The following is a 20233-nucleotide window of genomic DNA, read 5'->3' on the forward strand; positions in this document are numbered from 1 at the left end:
CTCCCCCCCCCCCCCCCCCCCCCCCCCCCCCCCCCCCCCCCCCCCCCCCCCTCCCCCTCCCCCCCCCCCCCCCCCCCCCCCCCCCGGGACCGGGTCAGTGGCCGCGGGCGATCCACTCGTCCAGGTGCGGGGCCTCGTCGGCGATCGTGGTCGGATCGCCGTGCCCGGTGCGCACCACGGTCTGCGGCGGCAGCGCCAGCAGCCGTTCCCGGATCGACTCGATGATCGTCGGGAATGAGGAGTACGAGCGCCCGGTCGCCCCCGGACCGCCCTGGAAGAGCGTGTCCCCGGAGAACACCGTGGTCAGTGCGGGGGCGTGCAGACAGACCGCGCCGGGGGAGTGACCCGGGGTGTGCAGCACCCGCAGCTGGGTCCCGCCGACGGTGAGCACGTCCCCGTCGGCCAGCGGCTTGTCCGGCGCCCGGTCCGGATGGCGCATCCGCCACAGCACCTCGTCCTCGGGGTGCAGCAGGATCGGCGCGCCGGTGCGGTCGGCGACGGCCGGGGCGGCGTCGATGTGGTCGTCATGGCCGTGGGTGCAGATGATGCCCAGCAGCCTGCGGCCGCCGATGGCCTCGACGATGGCGTCCGCGTCATGGGCCGCGTCGATGACGTAGACCTCGTGGTCGTCACCGACGAGCCAGACGTTGTTGTCCACCTCCCAGGTGCCGCCGTCCAGCGAGAAGGTGCCGGAGGTCACGAGGTGGTCGACGCGTACGGGGGGAGGGGTCATCAGAGCGTCACCACCGAACGGAGGACCTCACCGCGGTGCATCTTGGCGAACGCCTCCTCGATGTCGTCCAGGCCGATGGTCTCGCTGACGAACGCGTCCAGATCGAGCCGGCCCTGCCGGTAGAGGTCGATCAGCATGGGGAAGTCACGGGACGGCAGGCAGTCGCCGTACCAGGAGGACTTGAGCGCGCCGCCGCGCCCGAAGACGTCCAGCAGCGGCAGCTCCAGCTTCATCTCCGGGGTCGGCACGCCGACCAGCACCACGGTCCCGGCCAGGTCCCGGGCGTAGAACGCCTGCCGGTAGGTCTCGGGGCGGCCGACCGCCTCGATCACCACATCGGCGCCGTTGCCGTCGGTCAGCTCACGGATCCGCTCCACCACGTCGCCCTCGGTGGCGTCGAGGGTGTGGGTGGCGCCGAGCCCGCGTGCCCACTCCAGCTTCCGGTCGTCCACGTCCACCGCGATGATCTTCGCGGCGGCGGCCAGCCGGGCCCCGGTGACCGCCGCGGCGCCCACGCCGCCGCAGCCGATGACGGCGACCGAGTCGCCGCGCCCGACCGCGCCGGTGTTGATCGCGGCGCCGATCCCGGCCATCACCCCGCAGCCGAGCAGCCCCGCCGCGGCCGCCGACGCCTCCGGGTCCACCTTGGTGCACTGCCCGGCCGCCACCAGCGTCTTCTCGGCGAACGCGCCGATGCCGAGCGCGGGCGTCAGCGCGGTGCCGTCGGTGAGCGTCATGGGCTGCGACGCGTTGTGGGTGTCGAAGCAGTACCAGGGGCGGCCGCGGCGGCAGGCGCGGCACTCACCGCAGACCGCCCGCCAGTTGAGCACCACGAAGTCGCCGGGCGCCACCTCGGTGACCCCTTCGCCGACGGACTCCACGGTCCCGGCCGCCTCATGGCCGAGCAGGAAGGGGAAGTCGTCGTTGATACCGCCCTCCCGGTAGTGCAGATCGGTGTGGCAGACACCGCACGCCTGGACCCGCACCACGGCCTCGCCGGGGCCGGGGTCGGGGATCACGATCGTCTCGATCCTGACCTTCTCGCCTTTGCCGGGGGCCACCACGCCGCGTACCTGTTGAGTCATGGGAGCAGCGTAAGTGCCGATCAACGGTGACGACAGGAACGGACCGCACCGGTTTTCCGGTGCGGTCCGCGTCCCGCTGTCAGGCGTTTCTCACCGGACGTTGATCGCGGTCCAGGCCGCCGCGACCGTCTTGTACTCGGTGGAGGTGGAGCCGTAGAGGTCACGCGCCGCGCTGAGGGTGGCGGTGCGGGCCTGGGCGTACTTCGAGGTGGAGGTCAGGTACGTGGTCAGCGCCCGGTACCAGATCCGGACGGCCTTGTCCCGGCCGATCCCGGTGATCCTGGAGCCGTCGTACGTCGGGCTGTTGTAGCTCACGCCGTTGATGGTCTTCGCGCCGCTGCCCTCGGACAGCAGGTAGAAGAAGTGGTTGGCGGGCCCGGAGGAGTAGTGCACATCGATCCCGCCGAGCGAGGAGGACCAGTAGTCCTTGGACGCGCCGTCCTTGCTGGGCTTGTCCTGGTAGCGCAGCGGGGTGCCGTCACCGTTGATGTCGATCTTCTCGCCGATGAGGTAGTCGCCGGGGTCGGCGGAGTTGGCCGAGTAGAACTCGACGGCGGTGGCGAGGATGTCGGAGGTGGCCTCGTTGAGACCGCCGGACTCACCGCTGTAGTTGAGCTTGGCGGTGGCCGCGGTGACGCCGTGGGTCATCTCGTGACCGGCCACGTCCAGCGAGGTCAGCGGGTTGGCGTTGCCCGAACCGTCGCCGTAGGTCATGCAGAAGCAGGAGTCCTGCCAGAACGCGTTCACGTAGTTGTTGCCGTAGTGGACGCGGGAGTACGAGCCGACGCCGTCGTTGCGGATGCCGTTGCGGCCCAGCACCTTCTTGTAGAAGTCCCAGGTCTGCGCGGCGCCGTAGTGGGCGTCCACCCCCGCGGTCTGCCGTCCGCCGCCCCAGCGGTCGTCCGCGTCGGTGAACAGGGTGCCGGTGCCCGAGGTGCCCTGCTTCAGGTCGTACGTCTTGTGGTTGCCGCGGGTGCCATCGGTCAGGCTGTAGCCGGAGCCGCTGCGGGTGGTGCCCAGTGACACCGTGCCGCTGTACTGGCTGGTTCCGGTGCCGGTCTCCACGGCCTCGTCCTGGAACAGCTTCTTGCCGGTGGCGGCGTCGGTGATGATGTGCAGCTCGCTGGGGGTGCCGTCGTGCTGGGTGCCGGTGACGACGGTCTCCCAGGCCAGCACGGGCTCGCCGGTGGCCGCCCAGATCACCTTGCGCGGCGAACGGGTGCGCCGCGGGTCGTCCGAGCCGGCCGTGCCCTTCGCGGCCTTCAGCGCCGTCTTCAGCGCGGCCTTCTCGGCGGTGGCGGCCGATATCCCCGCCGTGGTGCTGTCCACCGCGATCCGCGCGCCGGTCGCCCTGGTGACGGAGCGCTTGCCGCTCTTCTTCTCATGGACCACCAGGTCACCGCCGAGCACGGGCAGTCCCGCGTAGGTGCGCTCGTAGCGGGTGTGGACGGTCCCGTCCGTGTCCTTGATGACATCGCGGACGAGGAGCTTCTCCTTGGCCCCGAGCCCGAGGGACCGGCCTTGCGCCGAGGCGCCGGCCTGCGCCGCCTTGATCGCGGTGGTCCGCTGCGCGGCGCTCAGCTGGAGCGCGGACGCCCCCGCCTGGTCCGCGCGGTCCGGCTGGGCGCTGGCCTGGCCGGTCTGGACACCGATGACCACCATGGCGGCGGAGGCGATGAACGCCGCCGCGCGGACGGTCCGTCTGCGGGGGGAGGAAGCGTTGGGTCTCACTCGGTCTCCTTGCTTGGGGGCCACCGGTTCGTGGCCCGGTGTAGGGGGTTCGGACAGCCGTGGGTGGACCGTCCGGTACAGCAGGAGTGGTGCGTGAGGTACGGCCTTACCGACGCGTTTGCCGATGCGCGTGGCGAGGTCGAGCAGAGACTGTCACCGAATGACCGGTTCTGACAGGTCCGTAACAAGGATTTGACTTGGGCTTGTTGATACAGGGGCGAAATCGGTCAGCTTCTGATGCGCAATGGCGCCCGGAGTATGGCGACTTGTCACCTCATCGACATCCGGATCACCCGCCCCCCGGCGGCACCTTCCAGCCGCCGCCGGGGGTTTCACCCCGACGATCCCCCGGGCGCGCCCACCGGATCACGGGATGGCGCATTCGTTTGACCCCGTAGTTTATTCGGTTGACGCCCTGTCCGACGGCCGCCCCTCCGCGTGACCCGGCAGCGGCTCAGCACCCGCCGCCCAACTCCGCGCAGACCTCGGCACCGGTCGGCCGGTCGGCCGGTGCCGGGTTCAGCATGGCCTCGATGAGTCCGCCGAGAACCCCGGGCACCCGCACCGTCCGATGTGGTCCGTCCGCGATGGCCTGCCGCTGCTCCGCGCGGCTCGCGTCGTCGGGATAGGCGACATGACGCAGCCCCGTGGCGCTGATGAAGAACGAGGCACCGAGCGCGTAGACGTCCGCTGCCGTACTCGGCGTGGCCGTGCCGGTCTCCAGCACGCTCCGCGAGATCTCCGGACTCTCGTAGTGGACCAGGCAGCCCCGGTAGCGGAAGTCATAGGCGGTGGGGACCTCTCCGCCGTGCGCCAGGGCGAGATCGATCAACGCCGTCCTGTCCGCTTGGATGATCAGGTGCGCGGGCTGGATGTCCCCGTGCGCCCACCCCGTGGCGTGCAGGGCGGCCATGGCTCGCGCGCACGAGAACGCGTCGGACAGGTCAGGCTCGGATGCGGCCCCTTCGGTGCGGTGCGGTCGCCACCGGTCGTACAGGCTGATGCCCTGGTGCCAGGGCTGTACGTTCCAGGTCCCGCGCTCCCAGTCGCCGTAGCTCACGTCTTCGCGGCCGAGCTGCCGCAGGACGACCCCCTCACGGGCGGGAGCCAACGCGGTCCACGCGTGCGGCACGCTGGGATACCCGAGCTTCACGGCGTACCGTCCCCGCTCCGTCTCGACGTCCCAGACGGTCGATCCCCGCCGATCGAGCACCAGGCGCCTCCCGGAGGGATCCAGCGACGCCGAGACGTCGGCGGGGATCTCGTACGGTGCTTCGGCGGTGGCCATGGACTCCGGTCCTCTCAAGAAACGGGCCGACCCCCGGTACGGGTTGAGGGTCGGCCCGTCTTATGTCACCGGCCGGAGATTACTCCGACTGCGCGTACGGTCGTCCGCAGTCGGAATCGCACTGCGCCGCGTTCTCTCCACGCACGGTCCACAGGGCGTCGACGACCATGAAGCCTGCCGCCTTCATGGCATGGGCGCTGGCGGTGACCGCCTCAAGAGTGCGTCCGCCCCCGCCGGGAGCGGGGTTGTGGTGCGGGAAACGGCCAGCGTGCTCATGGCAGAACCGCGCGTACTCCTCGGTGTGCAGGATGAACGCGTGTAAGCCCAGATCCACGTCGTCGGACGGCATCGTGGCCGTGCTCGCTGTGGCGGCTGTCACGATGAACGCGATGGCCTGGTCGGCGATCCGTTCGGCGCGCTCCCGGGGCTGTTCGTCGTGGACGGCCACGAAGTGGGCGATGCTCCCGAACAGTTCCTCGCCGACCAGTGATCGGCCGGTCCGCTGATCGTTGGCTACTGCTGTCATGACGGTGTTCCCTTCTCGGTCCAGCCTGGTGTGCCGTACTCGTCGGCGTCGGAGCGCGGTCGTGTTCCCTCGGGGAACGTGATGTTCTGGAGGTCGGTCGTCCATTCCTGTCCACCCCCCATGGGGCGGAGGAAAGCGACGCGCGGGCCCGGCATCCGGTGGTCGAAGATGAGTTCCCTGACGTCACAGATGGCCTGGAGAACGCCCACACGTCCCGTGGCGGTGTCATAGGCTTCCTGGCCCGGTTGGGGCCGCCCACTGCTCACCGCGCCACCAGCGTCTGCCGGTGCTCGTGCCGGAGGACGTACAGCGGAACCGGGTCCGTGTCCCATGCGATGGGGAAGCGATCCCCGGCAGGGACACGCGGGAGGCGCAGGGTGGGCGGATCTGCGCGGTCGACAGCGGCCGGTACGCACACCGGGGCGGTGGTGTGCTCGCGCACGCGTACGGGCGCGGGATGTGAGGGCCCGGACATCATGCGATGGCTGAGGGCGGACCGTAAGGTTCCTCGCCACCGCACCATGAACCGGGCGATACGCTCACGCATGTTGACGCTCCTCTTCAGCTGTTCAGCGTTGACCATGCCCCCGGGCCGGTGCCACGGCCGCGGGGGTGCTCTCTCGCTCTATGCAACCGGCCCACTACGCATCGCGGTACGGTGAGGTGCGCGGCGGTTTTTAAGAGCTTTAAGCGCCCTGCGGTGCGGAGGAGTTGAGCGCGCATGAGCCAGCGCAAGCCCAATGCGGGCCTGGAGCGGCTGTTCCGGGCGACCGGATGGACATTGCGCCAGTGGGTCCAGGAGATCAACCGCATCGGCACGGAACGCGGCACGCCGCAGAAGTACCGGGAACCCTCCGCTCATCAGTGGCTTCGCGGGCATATGCCCAAGGAGGCCACCCGGCCGCTGATCCTGGAAGCGTTCGCCCGGAAACTGGGCCGCCCGATCACGCACGCCGAAGTGGGATTCCCGGTGACCGCCGAGGAGTCGAACGTCCGCGCGAGTACCGTGGAGGGGTTGGTCGACTTGGGGAGGCAGGACATGGACCCCTCACGCCGCAGCGTCCTTGGCGCGAGTCTTTTCTCTGTCGCGCTGACCGTGCCGCATTGGCCCGATGTCGTGGGACGGATGGAAGCGGCAGGGAGGGGGCGGATCCAGCGGGCCGGTATGGCCGACGTGGAGATGGTTGCGGCCATGACCGAGCGCATCTCCGAAGTGGACGACCAGTTCGGCGGACGTCATGCCCGCCCCATGGCGGCGGCGTTCCTGGTGAACACCGTCGTGCCCTATCTGAAGGCGGACGCCCCCGAGACCGTGCGCAAGGCGATGATGTCGGCTGCCTCCGACCTCTGCTATCTGACGGGGTACATGGCTGTTGACGAGGGGCTGCACGGCCTGGCGCAGCGGTACTACGTCAAGGCGTTGGAGCTGGCCGGGGCTTCGGAAGACCACCTGACCTACTGCACGACGTTACGCGGGATGAGCGTCCAGGCGGTTGACCTCGGCCACGGCCGCGAGGCCATGCGATTGGCGGACGCCGCAGCGGCGGCGTCGCCCAAGGCCGGTCCCAGGATGCGGGCGTTCCTGGCGGGTCAACAGGCCCATGCCGCAGCGCAGATCGGCGACCGCAGTACGGCTCTTCTGCGGCTACGTGAAGCGGAGTCCGCTATGGACAAGGCTGAGTCCAAGGAAACAGTATTCGGCTCCTACGACCCGTCCACCCTGAACTACCACATCGGTCAGGTGCGCTATGAGCTGGGCGATATCCACGGGTCCATCGCGGCCATGCAGCAGGCGGATGTACTGCGCTACAGCATCTATCGCCGAGCGCGAGTTCGCCACCGGGCCATGCTCGCCGAGCGTCAGCTGAAGGTGGGCCATCTGGAGGCCGCCTGCGCGACCTGGCACCAGGCCCTGGATGACTACCCGCTGGTCCAGTCGGGCAGAGCGGACGAGCGTATGCGTGTGATGGCGGGGCTCCTCCGTCCGCATCTCAAGAACCCAGCCGCCCGGGAGCTGCGCGAGCGCGCCCGGACGGTGGCGCCCGCTTCGTTCAGCGCGTAGGAACGCGGCTCCTCCGTCGGCCGAAAGCACCCGTGTCGATGTCATGTCCGCGCTTTGTGATGGACTCGAATGGAGTTGGCACGGCTGGGTTGGAACCCGCCCCCGGTGTCGGGACCGGAGCAGGGGGCGGGAGATGAGGGAGGCGGCGGGATGCTGAACGAGACCGTGTTCCGGACCGAGGGTCTGCACGGGGCGGACCGGTTCGACTTCTGGTGCGAGCGCGTCGGGCGGACCCATGCGCCACTGGATCTGTGCAGCCCCCATGCGGCGGACTACCAGGCGCGGCAGCGGGTGCTGGACCTCGGCGCGGTGTATGTGTGGCCCACGACCCACCAGGCCATCCGCTTCCGCCGGACCTCGAAGCTCATTCGCCAGTCCGACCCCGAGCAGTACCACATCGGGATTCCGATGCACGGCACCAACCACATTTCCTGGGACAACGAGAACGCCGTGTACGGCTCCCGCGAGATACAGGTCTTCGACAGCTCACGGGCTTTCCAGGTCTATTCCTCCAACGGGGCGGAGCAGTTCACGGGGATCGGGATCGAAGTCCCCAAGGCCGTGCTGCCGCTGCCGCAGAGCCGAATGGACGGGCTGTTCGCCCGTGGAATGTCCGGACGGGAGGGATTCGGCGCCCTGCTCCTGCAGTTCCTCACCCAGCTGTCGTCGGACACCAGTTGTTATCTGCCGTCCGACGGGCCCCGGCTGGGCGGGGTGGTGGTCGATCTGCTGTCCTCGCTCTTCGCGCACACCCTGGAGGCGGACGGTGCTCTTCCGCCGGAAACCCGCACCCGGAGCCTGGTGCTGCGCATCCGGGCCCATGTGCAACGCCATCTGCACGACCCGGAGTTGACGCCGACGTCGATCGCCGCCGCGCACCACATCTCGATCAGCTATCTGCACCGCCTCTTCCAGGGCGAGCAGGAGACGGTGGCGGCCTGGATCCGCTCACAGCGGCTGGAGCGGGCGCGCCGTGACCTGGGCGATCCGGGGATGGCCGCCACGCCCGTCCACGCCGTCGCCGCCCGCTGGGGCTTCCCCCGCGCCGCCGATTTCACCCGCGCCTTCCGCGCCGCGTACGGCGTACCGCCCAGCGACTACCGGCGGCAGGCCCTCCGCGTCCCCGGTGCGGCCGTGCCGTCGACTCCCTGCTCATAACAGTGGACGCTGTGCGCATGACGTCCGGCGCGCGCTCCACCATGCTGGACGGCGGCGGGCCGTCCGGCGGGCGGCCCATGACGACCGGCGGGGAGACACGGGGGTTCTCCCTGCGGTGAGCCACGACGGCCGAGGGCCGGATCCCGCGGGTGCGGGATCCGGCCCTCGTGTTACGCACCGGTGGTTCCGGCGGAACGTCAGACGTTGACGCCGAAGTCCTGGGCGATGCCGGCCAGGCCGGAGGCGTAGCCCTGGCCGACGGCGCGGAACTTCCACTCCGCGCCGTTCCGGTAGAGCTCGCCGAAGACCATGGCGGTCTCGGTGGCGGCGTCCTCGCTCAGGTCGTAGCGCGCGATCTCGGTGCCGCCCGCCTGGTTGATGATGCGGATGAACGCGTTGCGCACCTGGCCGAAGTTCTGGCTGCGCGACTCGGCGTCGTAGATCGAGACCGGGAAGACGATCTTCTCGATGTCGGCGGGCAGACCGGCCAGGTTGACGTTGATCTGCTCATCGTCGCCCTCGCCCTGGCCGGTGACGTTGTCACCGGTGTGGACGATGGTCTGGTCCGGGGTGGCCTTGTTGTTGAAGAACACGAAGTGCTGGTCGGAGTAGACCTTGCCGTTCGTGTTCACCGCGATGGCGCTGGCGTCCAGGTCGAAGTCGGTGCCCGTGGTGGTGCGGACGTCCCAGCCGAGGCCGACCGTGACGGCGGTCAGGCCCGGTGCCTCCTTGGTGAGCGAGACGTTGCCGCCCTTGGACAGGCTTACAGCCATGGGGAGTCCCTTTCGTGGTCTCGATGAATCCGAGCGTCGGGCTTCGTACCTCCACGAAGCTACCGTCACCCTCCACAACGCCATCAGGGCGGTGTCGGGTTCCAGCTCTCTTTACTTTCTTTGCCAAATCCTGATGCCGGGCCGGACCGCCGTACCGGGAACGGACCGCAAAACGAGGTGACGGGGGCCCGGTGGACACGGGACCATGGGGGCCATGTCCGCGCCCTATGTCATCCGTGGCTCGGTCTCCCTGCCGGAGGCCGAGCTGATGTGGCGTTTCTCGCGGTCCTCCGGACCCGGCGGGCAGCACGTCAACACCAGCGACAGCCAGGTCGAGCTGCGCTTCGACCTCGGCCGCACCACGGCGCTGCCGCCGGTGTGGAAGGAGCGCGCGCTGGAGCGGCTGGCCGGACGGCTGACCGACGGCGTGGTGACCGTGCGGGCGTCCGAGCACCGCTCCCAGTGGCGCAACCGCGAGACCGCCGCCGTGCGGCTGGCCTCGCTGCTCGCGGAGGCCACCGCGCCGCCGCCGAAGCCGCGCCGGCCCACCCGGATCCCGCGCGGGATCAACGAGCGGCGGCTGCGGCAGAAGAAGCAGCGGAGCGACACCAAGCGTGGCCGCTCCGGCCGCGACTGGCACTGACCCGCGCCCCGGCGCCGGGAGACACCCGCCTACGCCGTCCGGCTGACGGGTCGCGCGCCGCCGCGCCGTGGCCCGCGGTGAGCCGCATCCGGCGACGGGTCGCCGCCCGCATCGAGCAGGGCAACAGTCGCATCCGCGCCGGGAGACACCCGCGTACGCCGTCCGGGCGCCGCGTCCCGTGGAAAGCCGCATTCGGTGCGGTGCCGCACCGCGCCGTACGCCGCGCGTCGTCCCGCCCCGGGTCAGTCCATCGTCCGGTAGCGGCCCCGGAAGTACATCAGGGGGCCGCCCTCGGCGCCCGTCGGCGTGGCCGCCGTCAGGACGCGGCCGACCACCAGGATGTGGTCACCGGCGGTCATCCGCTGTTCGGTGCGGCACTCCAGGGTGGCCAGCGCTCCGGCGGCCAGCGGCGCCCCGCTCTCCGTGCCCCGTACGACCGGCATGTCGTCGAAGAGCAGTCTGTCGCTGATGCGCCCCTTCATCGCGAAACGTCCCGCGATATGCCGCTGACTTTCCGCCAGGACCGAGACCGCCCACAGCGGCTGCCGCTCCAGCAGGTCGTCCATCCGGGAGCCATTGCGCACGCTCACCATCACCAGCGGCGGATCGAGCGACACGGACATGAACGCGGTGGCCGTCATGCCGACGTCCTCACCGCGTGGCCCCTCCTCCGGGTCGTGCGCGGTCACCAGCACCACGCCCGCGGCCAGGCGGGACAGCGCGGCCCGGAAATCGTCCTCACTCACCCCACCAGCATGGGGGACGGAGGGCGCGGCGGGGGCGGACGCGGGAGTGGAAGGCGTTGTCGGGAACACGTCCCGCACGCTAACGCCGCACGCTTCCCGTCCGCATCGGACTCCGGACCCAAAGCGGACCTAGGTCTTCGGTTCTAGATCGGACATCGCCCCGGTTACCAGGGAACGCAAGGGATGACCAGGCATTGTCATTCCGGAATTTGCGGACCGGAAAGATAGGAGCGCTCCCACACCCTCTCGCCAAGGATTGAACACGGTCTGTGACATGAGTCACAGCAGCCAGTAATTGTTGACCCTGTGTACCGAGTGAGCAGCTCGCTGTGATTCAGTGGCCGTGGCAATCGGACGACAAGAAGCCAGGAGTTGCTGTCGAGGTCTCGGGGGAGTGCGAGCAATGGAGACCGAGTCGGAGCCCTATATCCGCCTTGCGACCCTGCGGCAGCTGCACCAGGTGGTCGCCGACCTGAATACCGCGCGCAGCCTCGCCGACACCCTGCAGACCGTCGCGGACGGCGTCATAGCCGGGCTCGGCTATGAGCTCTCGGCCGTCAATCTGGTCCGTCCGGACGGCGATCTCGTGGTCGCGGCCGTCGGCGGCAGCGCCGGGGCCGAAGCGCTGATGGCGGGGCGGGTGGGCTCCCGCACCTCCTGGGACCGCAGGCTCTCCATGGGCGACCGCTGGGGCGATCTGCGCTTCATCCCGTACACCGAGGGCTGGGTCCTCGACGACGACGACGTCCCCCAGTGGCACACCCCCGGCCCCGCCCCCCGGTTCGCCGACGAATGGCATCCGATGGACCGGCTGTTCGCCCCGCTCTACGCGGCGGGCGCCTCCGGCGGTGAGCTGATCGGTGTCATCTCCGTCGACCGCCCGCGCAACGGCCGCCGCCCCGGTGCCTGGGGCCGTGAAGCGCTCCAGATGTACGCCTTCCACGCCGCCATCGCGATCGGCAACGCCCGGCTGCGCGCCAATATGCAGCGCGCCCTGCTCCGCCTGGAGCGCGAGCAGCAGGCCCTGCGCGCCAGCGAGGAGAGCTTCCGGCAGGCGTTCGAGTACGCGCCCAGCGGGATGGCCATCGCCGAGATGGGCGGCGACCAGCACGGCCGTCTGCTGCGCACCAACGACGCCCTGTGCCGGCTGCTGGGCCGCCCGGCCTCCGCGATGCGCCGCTACTCCTTCTCCGACCTGGTCCACCCCGAGGACATCGGCACCCTGCTGCGCACCTCCGCCGAAGGGGGCCGCTCCGAGCTGCGCCTCGCCCGCCGGGACGGCTCCTACGTCTGGGTCTCGCTGCGCAACTCGGTCGTCGCCGACGCCGCCGACGGGCCGCGCTTCCTGCTCACCCACGTCGAGGACATCGAGGAGCGCAAGCGCCATGAGCTCCAGCTCGCCCACCGGGCCAGCCATGACTCGCTGACCGGGCTGCCCAACAGCGCCGAGCTGCGCGCCCGGCTCGGCAGCAGGCTGTGCGGCACCCCGCCGCTGCCGGGCGGGGTGGAGGAGGAGCCCGCCGTGGCCGCCGCCCAGGCCGACCCGGGCGGTCCGGGCGGGCATCTCTACGGCTTCGACGAGTTCGAGGGGTTCGGCAGTCCGCCCGCGCCGGGCGGCGTCCCGTTCGACAGCCATGTGCACACCGTTCCGCCCAATGAGGACAGTGACGTCGACGACGGCCACAAGGGGCTCGCGGTGCTCTTCTGCGACCTCGACGGCTTCAAGTCCATCAACGACCGGTTCGGCCACCACGCGGGCGACGCGGTGCTGATCGAGGTCGCCCGCAGGCTGACCAACGGCGTCCGGGACGGGGACACCGTCGCCCGGCTCGGCGGTGACGAGTTCGTGGTCCTCGCCGACGGGCTCGGCCGGGCCGACGCCCAGGACCTCGCCGTCCGCCTGCGGAACGCGATCATCCCGCCGATCCGGGTGGACGGCCGGGCGGTCCGGGTCGGGGCCAGCTTCGGCATCGGCTGGGCGGGCTGCGGAATGTCGGCCGAGGAAGTGCTGCAATCCGCTGATCAGCGAATGTATGTGGAGAAGCGGTCGCGTTCCAAGGAGCGCAGACGGGCCGGTTAGGCCCCGGGTGTCCCGCCGGTCCCGGCCGGGTGGAACCCGGACGGGGGCTCAGCACGTCCCTGTCACGGTAGGCTGCGCCGATGCGGCCCTGCCGCCGACAGTGAACCGATCATGAATATTGGCCATCCGGACAGCGCACCACCTGCCGAGGCCCTGTCGGCCCTGGTATGAGCAGTCGTGGCGCAACGCATCGTGACGCCGAAGGCCAATGCACAGGGGAGTGACGAGGGATGACGGCCGGCAACAACGGCTCGGACACACCGGAGAACGACGACCCGTTCGCCTATCTGTACCGCTCCGAGGGCGAGCAGTCCGGCCAGCCGGGTCAGCCGGGTGCCCGTACCGGTGGCTACGGCTATCCCGGTCCGGCCCAGCCCGGCGTCCCGCGGACCTCGTACAACCAGGTCCGTGCGGTGGGCGAGCGCAGCTACGGTCAGCAGGCGCCCAATCCGCAGCAGGGCGGCTACGGCCAGCAGCAGGGCGGCTACGGCCGTCAGAACGCCCACTACGCCGCGCCCGAGACGCTGCCCGGCGGCGCGCCCCGGCAGCAGCCGTCCGCGGCCCCGGCCGGCGGCCGGGGTGGTGGCCGCGGCCCCAACAACCGGGGTCTGCTGATCGGCGCGATCGCGGTGGTCGCCGTGGTCATCGTCGGTATCGGCATCGCCATGATCACCAATGGCGGCGACGACAAGGACGACCAGGCCGGACCGGGCGACGAGCCGACCACCGGACAGAGCGAGAAGCCGGGCCGGACCGCCGGCCCCTCCGCCAAGCCGAACCAGAAGCTGCCCACCGAGGACGCCGTGAAGATGCAGCTCGCGGGCGGCGCGGCGGCCGCGGGTGACATCAAGGGCGCCCAGGCCGCGGGCGGCCAGTACGTGGCCGGTCTGAACACCCCGGGCGCCTCCGCCAGCTGGAGCGTGGACGTCAAGAAGGGCAAGCGGTACCGGCTCTACGTGGGCTACGGCGTGCCCGGCGAGAAGCAGAGCATGACGCTGACGATCAACGGCCAGAAGCAGTCCCGCCCGCTCAACATGGACAACTTCGCCCACGGCCCGAAGGGCGACTGGGAGAAGGGCTGGACCAACAGCTGGTCCCTGGTCGAGCTGAACGCGGGCACCAACACCATCGCGGTGTCCTGTGAGGCGGGCGACAAGTGCAATGCCAACCTCGACCAGATGTGGCTGACCAACAAGAAGCCGGGCGACTGACGCGGGACGGGTGACGGACGCCCGTCCCGGGCACCCGGCCGGTCACGCCGCCGCCGGGTGCTCCGTCACCTCGACCCGCCCCAGCAGCTCGTCGTAGTCCGCCCGGTCGAACTCGCCCGCCACCGGAGCCCGCACCGCCGCCGCGGACAGGGCCACCGCGCGGGCCAGCCGGTCCGGCCACGGCACCTCCTCCACCAGGCCGGACAGCAGTCCCGCCACCGCCGAGTCCCCGGCCCCGGTCGGATTCCCGGACAGCCGCAGTGGCGTCCGGGCCCGCCAGGTGCCCTGTGAGGTGACCGCGAGCATGCCGTCCGCGCCCAGGGAGGCGGCCACCGCCCGCGCCCCGCGCCGCCGGGCGTCCCGGGCGGCGCGCAGCGGATCGGTGGTGCCGGTCAGTCCCGCCAGCTCCTCGGCGTTGGGCTTGACCAGATGCGGCCGGGCGGCGATCCCGCGGCGCAGCGGCTCCCCGCTGGTGTCCAGCAGTGTGGGCACCCCCGCCGCGTGTGCCTCCCGGATGAGCTGGGCGTAGGTGCCCACGGGGACACCGGGCGGCAGGCTGCCGCACAGCGCGACGGCCGACGCCTCGCGCAGCAGCCGGGCGTAGCCGGTGAGGAATTCCGACCACTCGGGGGTGGTCACGATCGGCCCCGGCTCATTGAGCTGGGTGGTGTCGCCCGTGGAGCCGTCGACCACGCCGACGGTGCGCCGGGTGGTCCCGGCGATGGGCACCAGGGCGTCGGTGATCCGGCCGCGGGGCGGCTCGGTGCCGGTATCGGATCCGGATCCGGCGAGGGCGGCGAGGCGTTCGCGCAGCACCGCGCCGGTGACCCCGCCCGCGAAGCCGGTGACGACGGTGTCATGGCCGAGCGCGGCCAGCACCCGGGCCACATTGAGCCCCTTGCCGCCGGGCCGTTCGGCGACGTCGGTGACGCGGTGGGTGGTGTGCGGGCGCAACTGCGGCACCCGGTAGGTGATGTCGAGGGCGGTGTTGAGCGTGACCGTCAGGATCACCCTGGCATCCCCTCTCCCGTCCCCCCGCCGGACGGAGATTCCTGTGCTGAAGCGTGCGGCTCTGCGACGAGCGGCGCTCGCCGTCAGGCGATCATGCCAAAGCCGTGGCGCCCGGCCCAGACCTCGGCCCCTGCCGTGCGGTTCAACACCGGGGTATATCAGTTCACTTCGGGATCGACCACCCAGGTGCCGCGGCGCATCACCCCGCGGAGCCGGAAGTCCGGGCCGAGGACGACCAGATCCGCGTCCTTGCCGGGCTCCAGCGAGCCGACCCGGCCGTCCACGCCCAGCACCTTCGCGGGGGTGGTGGACAGCGCCCGCACCGCCTCGCCGACATCCAGCCCGTCGACGGTCACCGCCCGCCGGAAGGCGCGGTCGAGGGTGAGGGTCGAGCCCGCGATCGAACCGGCCGTCGGCCCGTCGCTGATCCGTGCCACCCCGTCCCTGACCTCGACCTCCATCGGGCCGAGCGGATAGCGCCCGTCGCTCATGCCCGCGGCACCCATGGCGTCGGTGATGAACGCGACGCGATCGGCGCCCGCGCGGTGGAAGGCGAGCTGGAGCACGGCCGGGTGGAGATGGGTGCCGTCGTTGATCAGCTCGACGGTGACCCGTTCGTCCTCCAGCAGCGCGGCGATGGGACCCGGTTCGCGGTGCAGCAGTGAGGGCATCGCGTTGAACAGGTGGGTGGCCACGGTGGCGCCCGCGTCGACCGCCTCCCGGGTCGCCTCGTAGCCGGAGTCGGTGTGGCCGACGGCCGCGATGATCCCGCTGTCGGCGAGCAGCCGGACGGACTCAAGACCGCCGGGCAGTTCGGGCGCGAGCGTCATCATCCGCGCGGTGCCGCGGGCCGCGTCGACCAGCTTGCGGACGTCCGCCGGGTCGGGGGCGCGCAGCAGCGAGGGCTGGTGGGCACCGCAGCGGTGCGGGGAGATGAACGGCCCCTCGAAGTGGATGCCCGCGAGCTCGCCCTGTTCGACCAGTTCGGAGAGGACGGACGCCTGCCGGGCGAGGTCGTCCAGGTCACCGGTGACGGTGGAGGCCAGCAGGGTCGTGGTGCCGTGGGCCCGGTGGGTGCGGACGACGGTGAGGGCCTCCTCCGCGGTGCCCGCGGAGAACGACGCGCCACCGCCGCCGTGCACATGGATGTCGATGAAGCCGGGGACGATCCAGCAGCCGGTCAGATCGCGCACCGCGCCCGGTCCGGCCCCCGTGCCGGGCCCCGTGTCCGTGGCGGCGATACGGGTGCCTTCGACCGTCACCCGCCCGTTCTCCACCACCCCCGACGGCAGTGCGACCCGGGCGCCCGTGAGAACCGTTCGCTGCACCATCAGGCGGAAACCTCCGTGGCGAGTAGGTCCCAGGCGAGCAGGCCCGCGCCCAGGCATCCGGCGGTGTCCCCGAGGCCCGCCGGGACGATATGGGGAAGCGGCTGGAAGGTGATCCGCTTCTCGACCGCCGTGCGCAGCGGGCCGAACAGGGTCTCCCCGGCCTCGGCGAGCCCACCGCCGATGATCAGCACCCGGGGGTCGAGCAGGGTGTGGGCGATCACCAGACCGTCGGCGAGCGCCGCGGTCATCTCCCCCCACACGGCTTCGGCCCGCGGATCGCCGGCGACGACGGCCTCGGCGCAGGCGGCGGCGTCGGCCGAGGGGTCACCGACGGCCGCCGCCCAGGCACGGCCGACCGCGGACGCCGAGGCGAGCGTCTCCAGACAGCCCCGCTGACCGCAGCCGCACTCCGGGCCGCCCGGCCGTACCACCACATGGCCGATCTCCCCCGAGGAGCCGTGCGCCCCCGGGTCGATCCGGCCCTCGATGCCGATGGCGCCCGCGATCCCGGTGCCGACCGATACGAAGAGGAACCGGTCGGCGCCCTCGCCCGCTCCTATCCGCCCCTCGGCCAGTCCGCCCATCCGGACGTCATGGCTCAGCGCGACCGGGACCCCGGCCAGCCGTTCCGAGAGCAGTGCGCGCAGCGGGACGTCCCGCCAGCCGAGGTTGGCGGCGAAGACCGCGACCCCGCGGGCCTCGTCGAGGACCCCGGGCACGCCGACGCCGGCCGCCGAGGGCGGACGGCCGAAGCGCTCCTCGCCCACCGCGCGCAGGTCCGCGGCGAAGTCCAGGATCGCGGCGACGACGGCCTCGGGGCCGCGCTCGCGTCCGGTGGGCCGCCTGGCCTCGTACAGCAGGGTGCTGTCCGCCCCGACCAGGGCGGCTTTCATACCGGTGCCGCCCACATCGAGGGCGATGACGTGTTCCACGGGAAACAGTCTCCCGCGATCCCCCATGAGAGGTCTAGTCCACTCGCCGCTTCTCCCCGGAAGAGGGACCCGTTCGCCCCTTCCCGCCTTCGGCTCGTTCTGGCCCTTGTTTCCTTGCGCTGTACGGGAGTTGTGGCGGCGTGACACATTCCACTTAGACGTGTGGACCACGGCTGAACTGGGAAGGCAGGGCCCCGATACCGAAGTGATATGCCCATGGTGTAGACCTTGTGGAGGTTTGCAAGGCAGACTCGCTCGACCTCGGGGGCGAACCCCGGGAGACTCCGGGGACGAACCCCTGGGGATGAATCAAGCCAACAGGGTGGGAAACAGCGGTGCAGCGGCGACGGTTCTTGGGTCTGACGACGGCTGGAGTCGCTGCGGCGGCCACGGCGCCGGTGCTGACGGGCTGCGGCGGGGGCAGCGGCTCGGGGGGTGAGGTCACCCTCAAGGTGGTCGCGGCCGACTACGGCGACAGCGCCGCCAACAGCTCCCAGAAGGCGTGGGAGAAGATGGCCCGCGCCTACGAGGCCGAGCACGGCACCAAGGTCAAGATCGAGGTCAAGGTCTACAGCTGGACCGAGGTCGACAAGCGCGTCGCCGAGATGGTCAAGAGCGGTGACGCCCCCGACATCGCGCAGATCGGCGCGTACGCCGACTACGCGGCCGACGGCAAGCTCTACCGCGCCGACCAGATGCTCTCCATCCCCACCCAGGCCGGGTTCATCACCTCGATCGCCCACGCGGGTGAGGTGAACCGGGTGCAGTACGGACTGCCCTTCGTCTCCAGCGCCCGGCTGCTCTTCTACAACAAGAAGCTCTTCGACCAGGCCGGGATAACCGACGCGCCCACCACCTGGGCCGAGCTGAAGGACGCCGCCGAGGCGCTCAAGGGGATCGGGGTGCGCACCCCGTACGGACTGCCCCTCGGCCCGGAGGAGACCCAGGCCGAGACCATGATGTGGATGCTCAGCGGCGGTGGCGGCTACACCGACGCCAACGGCAGCTACACCATCGACTCGACCGAGAACATCGAGACCTTCGAATGGCTGCGGGACAAGCTGGTCGCCCCGGGCCTCACCGGCCCCGGCTCCCCGGCCCGCACCAACCGCCAGGACGTCTTCGACGGCTTCACCCGCGGTGAGGTCGGCATGCTCAACGGTCACCCCACCCTGATGCAGCAGGCGTCCGGCCACGGCATCAGCTACGGCACCGCGGCGCTGCCCGGCCGCAAGGGCAAGTCCCGCTCGACGATGGGCGTCGCCGACTGGCTGATGGCCTTCAACACCCACGGCAACCGCGCACAGATCGGCAAATTCCTCGACTTCGTCTACAGCGACAAGAACGTGCTCGGCTTCGCCACCCAGTACGATCTGCTGCCCGTGACCACCACCGTCCGGGAGACCATGCTCGACGACCGCGAGTACAAGTCGCTGTGGCGCTTCCTGGACGAGCTGGAGAGTGCCGAGTTCTACCCGTCGGACAAGACCTCCTGGGCGGCCGTCAGCAAGCTGGTCAAGGAGAAGATCGGCTCGACGGTGGTCAAGGGCGGAGACCCGGCGAGCGTGCTGGGCGAGATCCAGCGTGCGGCCGACGCGATGGAGAACGCGGGGACATGACGGATGTGACGGGGGACGCCGGGCCGGAACCGGAGCCCGTGGACGGGCCGGAGCCCGTGGACGGGCCGGAGCCCGTGGACGGGCCGGACTCCGCTGACGGGACCGACCCCGCTGACGGGCCGGACCACGAGCCCGGTGCGCTGTCCGAGCGGGACCGGGCCGTGCTCGCCCTGGAGCGGCGCGGCTGGCCGGGCCCCGGTGCCAAGGAGCGCGCGGTACGCGAACGCCTCGGCATCTCCCCGACCCGCTACTACCAGCTGCTGAACGCGCTGCTGGACGATCCCCGGGCCCTGGAGCACGACCCCGTCACCGTCAACCGCCTCCGCCGCGTGCGGCAGGAGCGGCGGATGCGCCGCTGACCGGGCACCGGGCTGGGTAGGGTCACCGGCATGGGCAGCCACCCCCTTCCCGAACCGACCACGGCCGCCGGACGCGAGGGCCTCACCGCCCTCCTGGAGCGGCCCGGCGGCGCCGTCGTCGGACTCGACTTCGACGGCACCCTCGCCGAGATCGTCCCCGACCCGGACCAGGCCCGCGCCCACCCCGGCGCGGTCCCCGCGCTCTCCCGCCTCGCCCCGCTCGTGCGCTCCGTCGCCGTGATCACCGGCCGTCCGGCCCGGGTAGCGGTGGACTACGGCGGCTTCGCCGGGGTCGGGGAACTGGCCGGTCTGGTGGTCCTCGGCGCCTATGGTGCCGAGCGCTGGGACGCGGCCGACGGCGGGCTCACCGCGCCCGCGCCCCCGCCGGGCGTCGCCGCCGCCAAGGCGGAGCTCCCCGCCGTACTGGAGGCCCACGGCGGTGGACGGGGCCTGTGGACCGAGGACAAGGGGCGCGCGTTCGCCGTCCACACCCGCCGCGCCGACGATCCGCACGCCGCCTTCGAACGGCTCCGAGACCCGCTCCACGCGCTGGCCGAACGCCATGGGCTGATCGTCGAACCGGGCCGTCTGGTGCTGGAGCTGCGGCCGCCCGGGATGGACAAGGGCGTCGCCCTCACCGAGTACCTCCGCGCCACCGGCGCCGATACCGTCCTCTACGCGGGCGACGACCTCGGCGATCTGGCCGCCTTCGCCGCCGTGGAGAAGCTGCGCGAGGAGGGCCTGCGCGGTGTCCTGGTGTGCAGCGGCAGCACGGAGGTCACCGAACTGGCGGCCCGCGCCGACCTCGTGGTCGACGGCCCGGCGGGCGTGGTCGCCCTGCTCGACTCCCTGGCGACCGCCGCCGATACGGCCTAGCCGCGCCGCCGGGCCTACGTGGGTGGGGCCGGTCGCGGTGGTCCGAGCGGCGAGGACCTTCCGCTCTCC

Annotated in this window: 18 protein-coding genes; 8 read left to right on the top strand and 10 right to left on the bottom strand. The window is 71.3% G+C overall.

The annotated features are described in order from the left end of the window. Nucleotides 1-94: 94 nt before the first annotated feature. From AC07FT_RS24320 to AC07FT_RS24340, 5 genes are all read right to left on the bottom strand, one after another. Nucleotides 95-733 carry an MBL fold metallo-hydrolase gene (locus tag AC07FT_RS24320; RefSeq protein WP_479178088.1) on the bottom strand — a complete coding sequence of 213 codons (639 nt, stop codon included), beginning with the start codon at nucleotides 731-733 and terminating at the stop codon, nucleotides 95-97. Further along, the gene (locus AC07FT_RS24325) at nucleotides 733-1818 is read right to left on the bottom strand and encodes an S-(hydroxymethyl)mycothiol dehydrogenase (RefSeq protein ID WP_479178089.1); all 1086 of its coding nucleotides are present in this window, start codon (nucleotides 1816-1818) and stop codon (nucleotides 733-735) included. Before AC07FT_RS24325 ends, AC07FT_RS24320 begins: the two co-directional genes overlap by 1 nt. A 90-nt stretch (nucleotides 1819-1908) precedes the next feature. Next, nucleotides 1909-3549 carry a M4 family metallopeptidase gene (locus tag AC07FT_RS24330; protein ID WP_479178090.1) on the bottom strand — a complete coding sequence of 547 codons (1641 nt, stop codon included), beginning with the start codon at nucleotides 3547-3549 and terminating at the stop codon, nucleotides 1909-1911. A gap of 454 nt (nucleotides 3550-4003) precedes the next feature. Beyond that, nucleotides 4004-4837: a serine/threonine-protein kinase gene (locus AC07FT_RS24335; RefSeq protein WP_479178091.1), complete on the bottom strand. Its 834-nt coding sequence runs from the start codon at nucleotides 4835-4837 to the stop codon at nucleotides 4004-4006. Nucleotides 4838-4916: 79 nt separating this feature from the next. Beyond that, nucleotides 4917-5363 carry a glycine-rich domain-containing protein gene (locus tag AC07FT_RS24340; protein ID WP_479178092.1) on the bottom strand — a complete coding sequence of 149 codons (447 nt, stop codon included), beginning with the start codon at nucleotides 5361-5363 and terminating at the stop codon, nucleotides 4917-4919. 721 nt (nucleotides 5364-6084) lie between these two features. Between AC07FT_RS24340 and AC07FT_RS24345 the strand changes: the two genes are divergently transcribed. Together AC07FT_RS24345 and AC07FT_RS24350 are read left to right on the top strand one after the other, a co-directional pair. After that, nucleotides 6085-7425: a tetratricopeptide repeat protein gene (locus AC07FT_RS24345; RefSeq protein WP_479178093.1), complete on the top strand. Its 1341-nt coding sequence runs from the start codon at nucleotides 6085-6087 to the stop codon at nucleotides 7423-7425. 150 nt (nucleotides 7426-7575) lie between these two features. Further along, on the top strand, nucleotides 7576-8583 hold the full coding sequence (locus tag AC07FT_RS24350; protein ID WP_479178094.1) for an AraC-like ligand-binding domain-containing protein: 1008 nt from the start codon (nucleotides 7576-7578) through the stop codon (nucleotides 8581-8583). 197 nt (nucleotides 8584-8780) lie between these two features. Here the strand turns inward: AC07FT_RS24350 and AC07FT_RS24355 are convergent, their stop codons facing one another. Then, the gene (locus AC07FT_RS24355; RefSeq protein ID WP_471203587.1) at nucleotides 8781-9356 is read right to left on the bottom strand and encodes a TerD family protein; all 576 of its coding nucleotides are present in this window, start codon (nucleotides 9354-9356) and stop codon (nucleotides 8781-8783) included. A gap of 214 nt (nucleotides 9357-9570) precedes the next feature. On the opposite strand from AC07FT_RS24355, the gene arfB reads away from it, so the two are divergent. Next, nucleotides 9571-9999 (top strand): alternative ribosome rescue aminoacyl-tRNA hydrolase ArfB, encoded by a 429-nt coding sequence (gene arfB, locus AC07FT_RS24360; protein ID WP_471203585.1) that lies wholly within the window; start codon nucleotides 9571-9573, stop codon nucleotides 9997-9999. A gap of 242 nt (nucleotides 10000-10241) precedes the next feature. On the opposite strand, the gene AC07FT_RS24365 is transcribed toward arfB, so the two are convergent. Then, on the bottom strand, nucleotides 10242-10814 hold the full coding sequence (locus AC07FT_RS24365) for a flavin reductase family protein (RefSeq protein ID WP_479178095.1): 573 nt from the start codon (nucleotides 10812-10814) through the stop codon (nucleotides 10242-10244). Nucleotides 10815-11148: 334 nt separating this feature from the next. Between AC07FT_RS24365 and cdgB the strand changes: the two genes are divergently transcribed. Together cdgB and AC07FT_RS24375 are read left to right on the top strand one after the other, a co-directional pair. Beyond that, complete coding sequence (cdgB, locus tag AC07FT_RS24370; RefSeq protein WP_471203581.1) at nucleotides 11149-12825, top strand: diguanylate cyclase CdgB; 1677 nt, start codon at nucleotides 11149-11151, stop codon at nucleotides 12823-12825. A gap of 230 nt (nucleotides 12826-13055) precedes the next feature. Continuing rightward, on the top strand, nucleotides 13056-14036 hold the full coding sequence (locus AC07FT_RS24375) for a carbohydrate-binding protein (protein WP_479178096.1): 981 nt from the start codon (nucleotides 13056-13058) through the stop codon (nucleotides 14034-14036). Nucleotides 14037-14078: 42 nt separating this feature from the next. Here AC07FT_RS24375 and AC07FT_RS24380 read toward each other — a convergent pair whose 3' ends face one another. From AC07FT_RS24380 to AC07FT_RS24390, 3 genes are all read right to left on the bottom strand, one after another. Next, on the bottom strand, nucleotides 14079-15047 hold the full coding sequence (locus AC07FT_RS24380; RefSeq protein WP_479178097.1) for a 1-phosphofructokinase family hexose kinase: 969 nt from the start codon (nucleotides 15045-15047) through the stop codon (nucleotides 14079-14081). A gap of 158 nt (nucleotides 15048-15205) precedes the next feature. Further along, nucleotides 15206-16378, bottom strand: coding sequence for an N-acetylglucosamine-6-phosphate deacetylase (nagA, locus tag AC07FT_RS24385; RefSeq protein WP_479178098.1), 1173 nt, complete (start codon nucleotides 16376-16378; stop codon nucleotides 15206-15208). After that, nucleotides 16378-17310 carry an ROK family protein gene (locus tag AC07FT_RS24390; protein WP_479178099.1) on the bottom strand — a complete coding sequence of 311 codons (933 nt, stop codon included), beginning with the start codon at nucleotides 17308-17310 and terminating at the stop codon, nucleotides 16378-16380. The genes nagA and AC07FT_RS24390 overlap by 1 nt, the downstream gene beginning before the upstream one ends. Before the next feature lie 335 nt (nucleotides 17311-17645). Here AC07FT_RS24390 and AC07FT_RS24395 point away from each other — a divergent pair, with 335 nt between their 5' ends. From AC07FT_RS24395 to otsB, 3 genes are all read left to right on the top strand, one after another. Continuing rightward, nucleotides 17646-18929, top strand: coding sequence for an extracellular solute-binding protein (locus AC07FT_RS24395; RefSeq protein ID WP_479178100.1), 1284 nt, complete (start codon nucleotides 17646-17648; stop codon nucleotides 18927-18929). Between the two features lie 140 nt (nucleotides 18930-19069). Continuing rightward, nucleotides 19070-19288, top strand: coding sequence for a DUF3263 domain-containing protein (locus AC07FT_RS24400; protein ID WP_432590646.1), 219 nt, complete (start codon nucleotides 19070-19072; stop codon nucleotides 19286-19288). Between the two features lie 30 nt (nucleotides 19289-19318). Further along, nucleotides 19319-20164: a trehalose-phosphatase gene (gene otsB / locus AC07FT_RS24405; protein WP_479178101.1), complete on the top strand. Its 846-nt coding sequence runs from the start codon at nucleotides 19319-19321 to the stop codon at nucleotides 20162-20164. Nucleotides 20165-20233: the final 69 nt, after the last annotated feature.

Source organism: Streptomyces sp. NPDC045899, assembly GCF_056431485.1.

What these genes read in the sequence shown, in the direction of transcription:
- AC07FT_RS24355 (WP_471203587.1), bottom strand. Translation starts at nt 9,356, where the DNA reads ATGGCTGTAAGCCTGTCCAAGGGCGGCAACGTCTCGCTCACCAAGGAG.
- AC07FT_RS24335 (WP_479178091.1), bottom strand. Translation starts at nt 4,837, where the DNA reads ATGGCCACCGCCGAAGCACCGTACGAGATCCCCGCCGACGTCTCGGCG.
- cdgB (WP_471203581.1), top strand. Translation starts at nt 11,149, where the DNA reads ATGGAGACCGAGTCGGAGCCCTATATCCGCCTTGCGACCCTGCGGCAG.
- AC07FT_RS24340 (WP_479178092.1), bottom strand. Translation starts at nt 5,363, where the DNA reads ATGACAGCAGTAGCCAACGATCAGCGGACCGGCCGATCACTGGTCGGC.
- AC07FT_RS24375 (WP_479178096.1), top strand. Translation starts at nt 13,056, where the DNA reads ATGACGGCCGGCAACAACGGCTCGGACACACCGGAGAACGACGACCCG.
- otsB (WP_479178101.1), top strand. Translation starts at nt 19,319, where the DNA reads ATGGGCAGCCACCCCCTTCCCGAACCGACCACGGCCGCCGGACGCGAG.
- AC07FT_RS24350 (WP_479178094.1), top strand. Translation starts at nt 7,576, where the DNA reads ATGCTGAACGAGACCGTGTTCCGGACCGAGGGTCTGCACGGGGCGGAC.
- AC07FT_RS24345 (WP_479178093.1), top strand. Translation starts at nt 6,085, where the DNA reads ATGAGCCAGCGCAAGCCCAATGCGGGCCTGGAGCGGCTGTTCCGGGCG.
- AC07FT_RS24320 (WP_479178088.1), bottom strand. Translation starts at nt 733, where the DNA reads ATGACCCCTCCCCCCGTACGCGTCGACCACCTCGTGACCTCCGGCACC.
- AC07FT_RS24325 (WP_479178089.1), bottom strand. Translation starts at nt 1,818, where the DNA reads ATGACTCAACAGGTACGCGGCGTGGTGGCCCCCGGCAAAGGCGAGAAG.
- arfB (WP_471203585.1), top strand. Translation starts at nt 9,571, where the DNA reads ATGTCCGCGCCCTATGTCATCCGTGGCTCGGTCTCCCTGCCGGAGGCC.
- nagA (WP_479178098.1), bottom strand. Translation starts at nt 16,378, where the DNA reads ATGGTGCAGCGAACGGTTCTCACGGGCGCCCGGGTCGCACTGCCGTCG.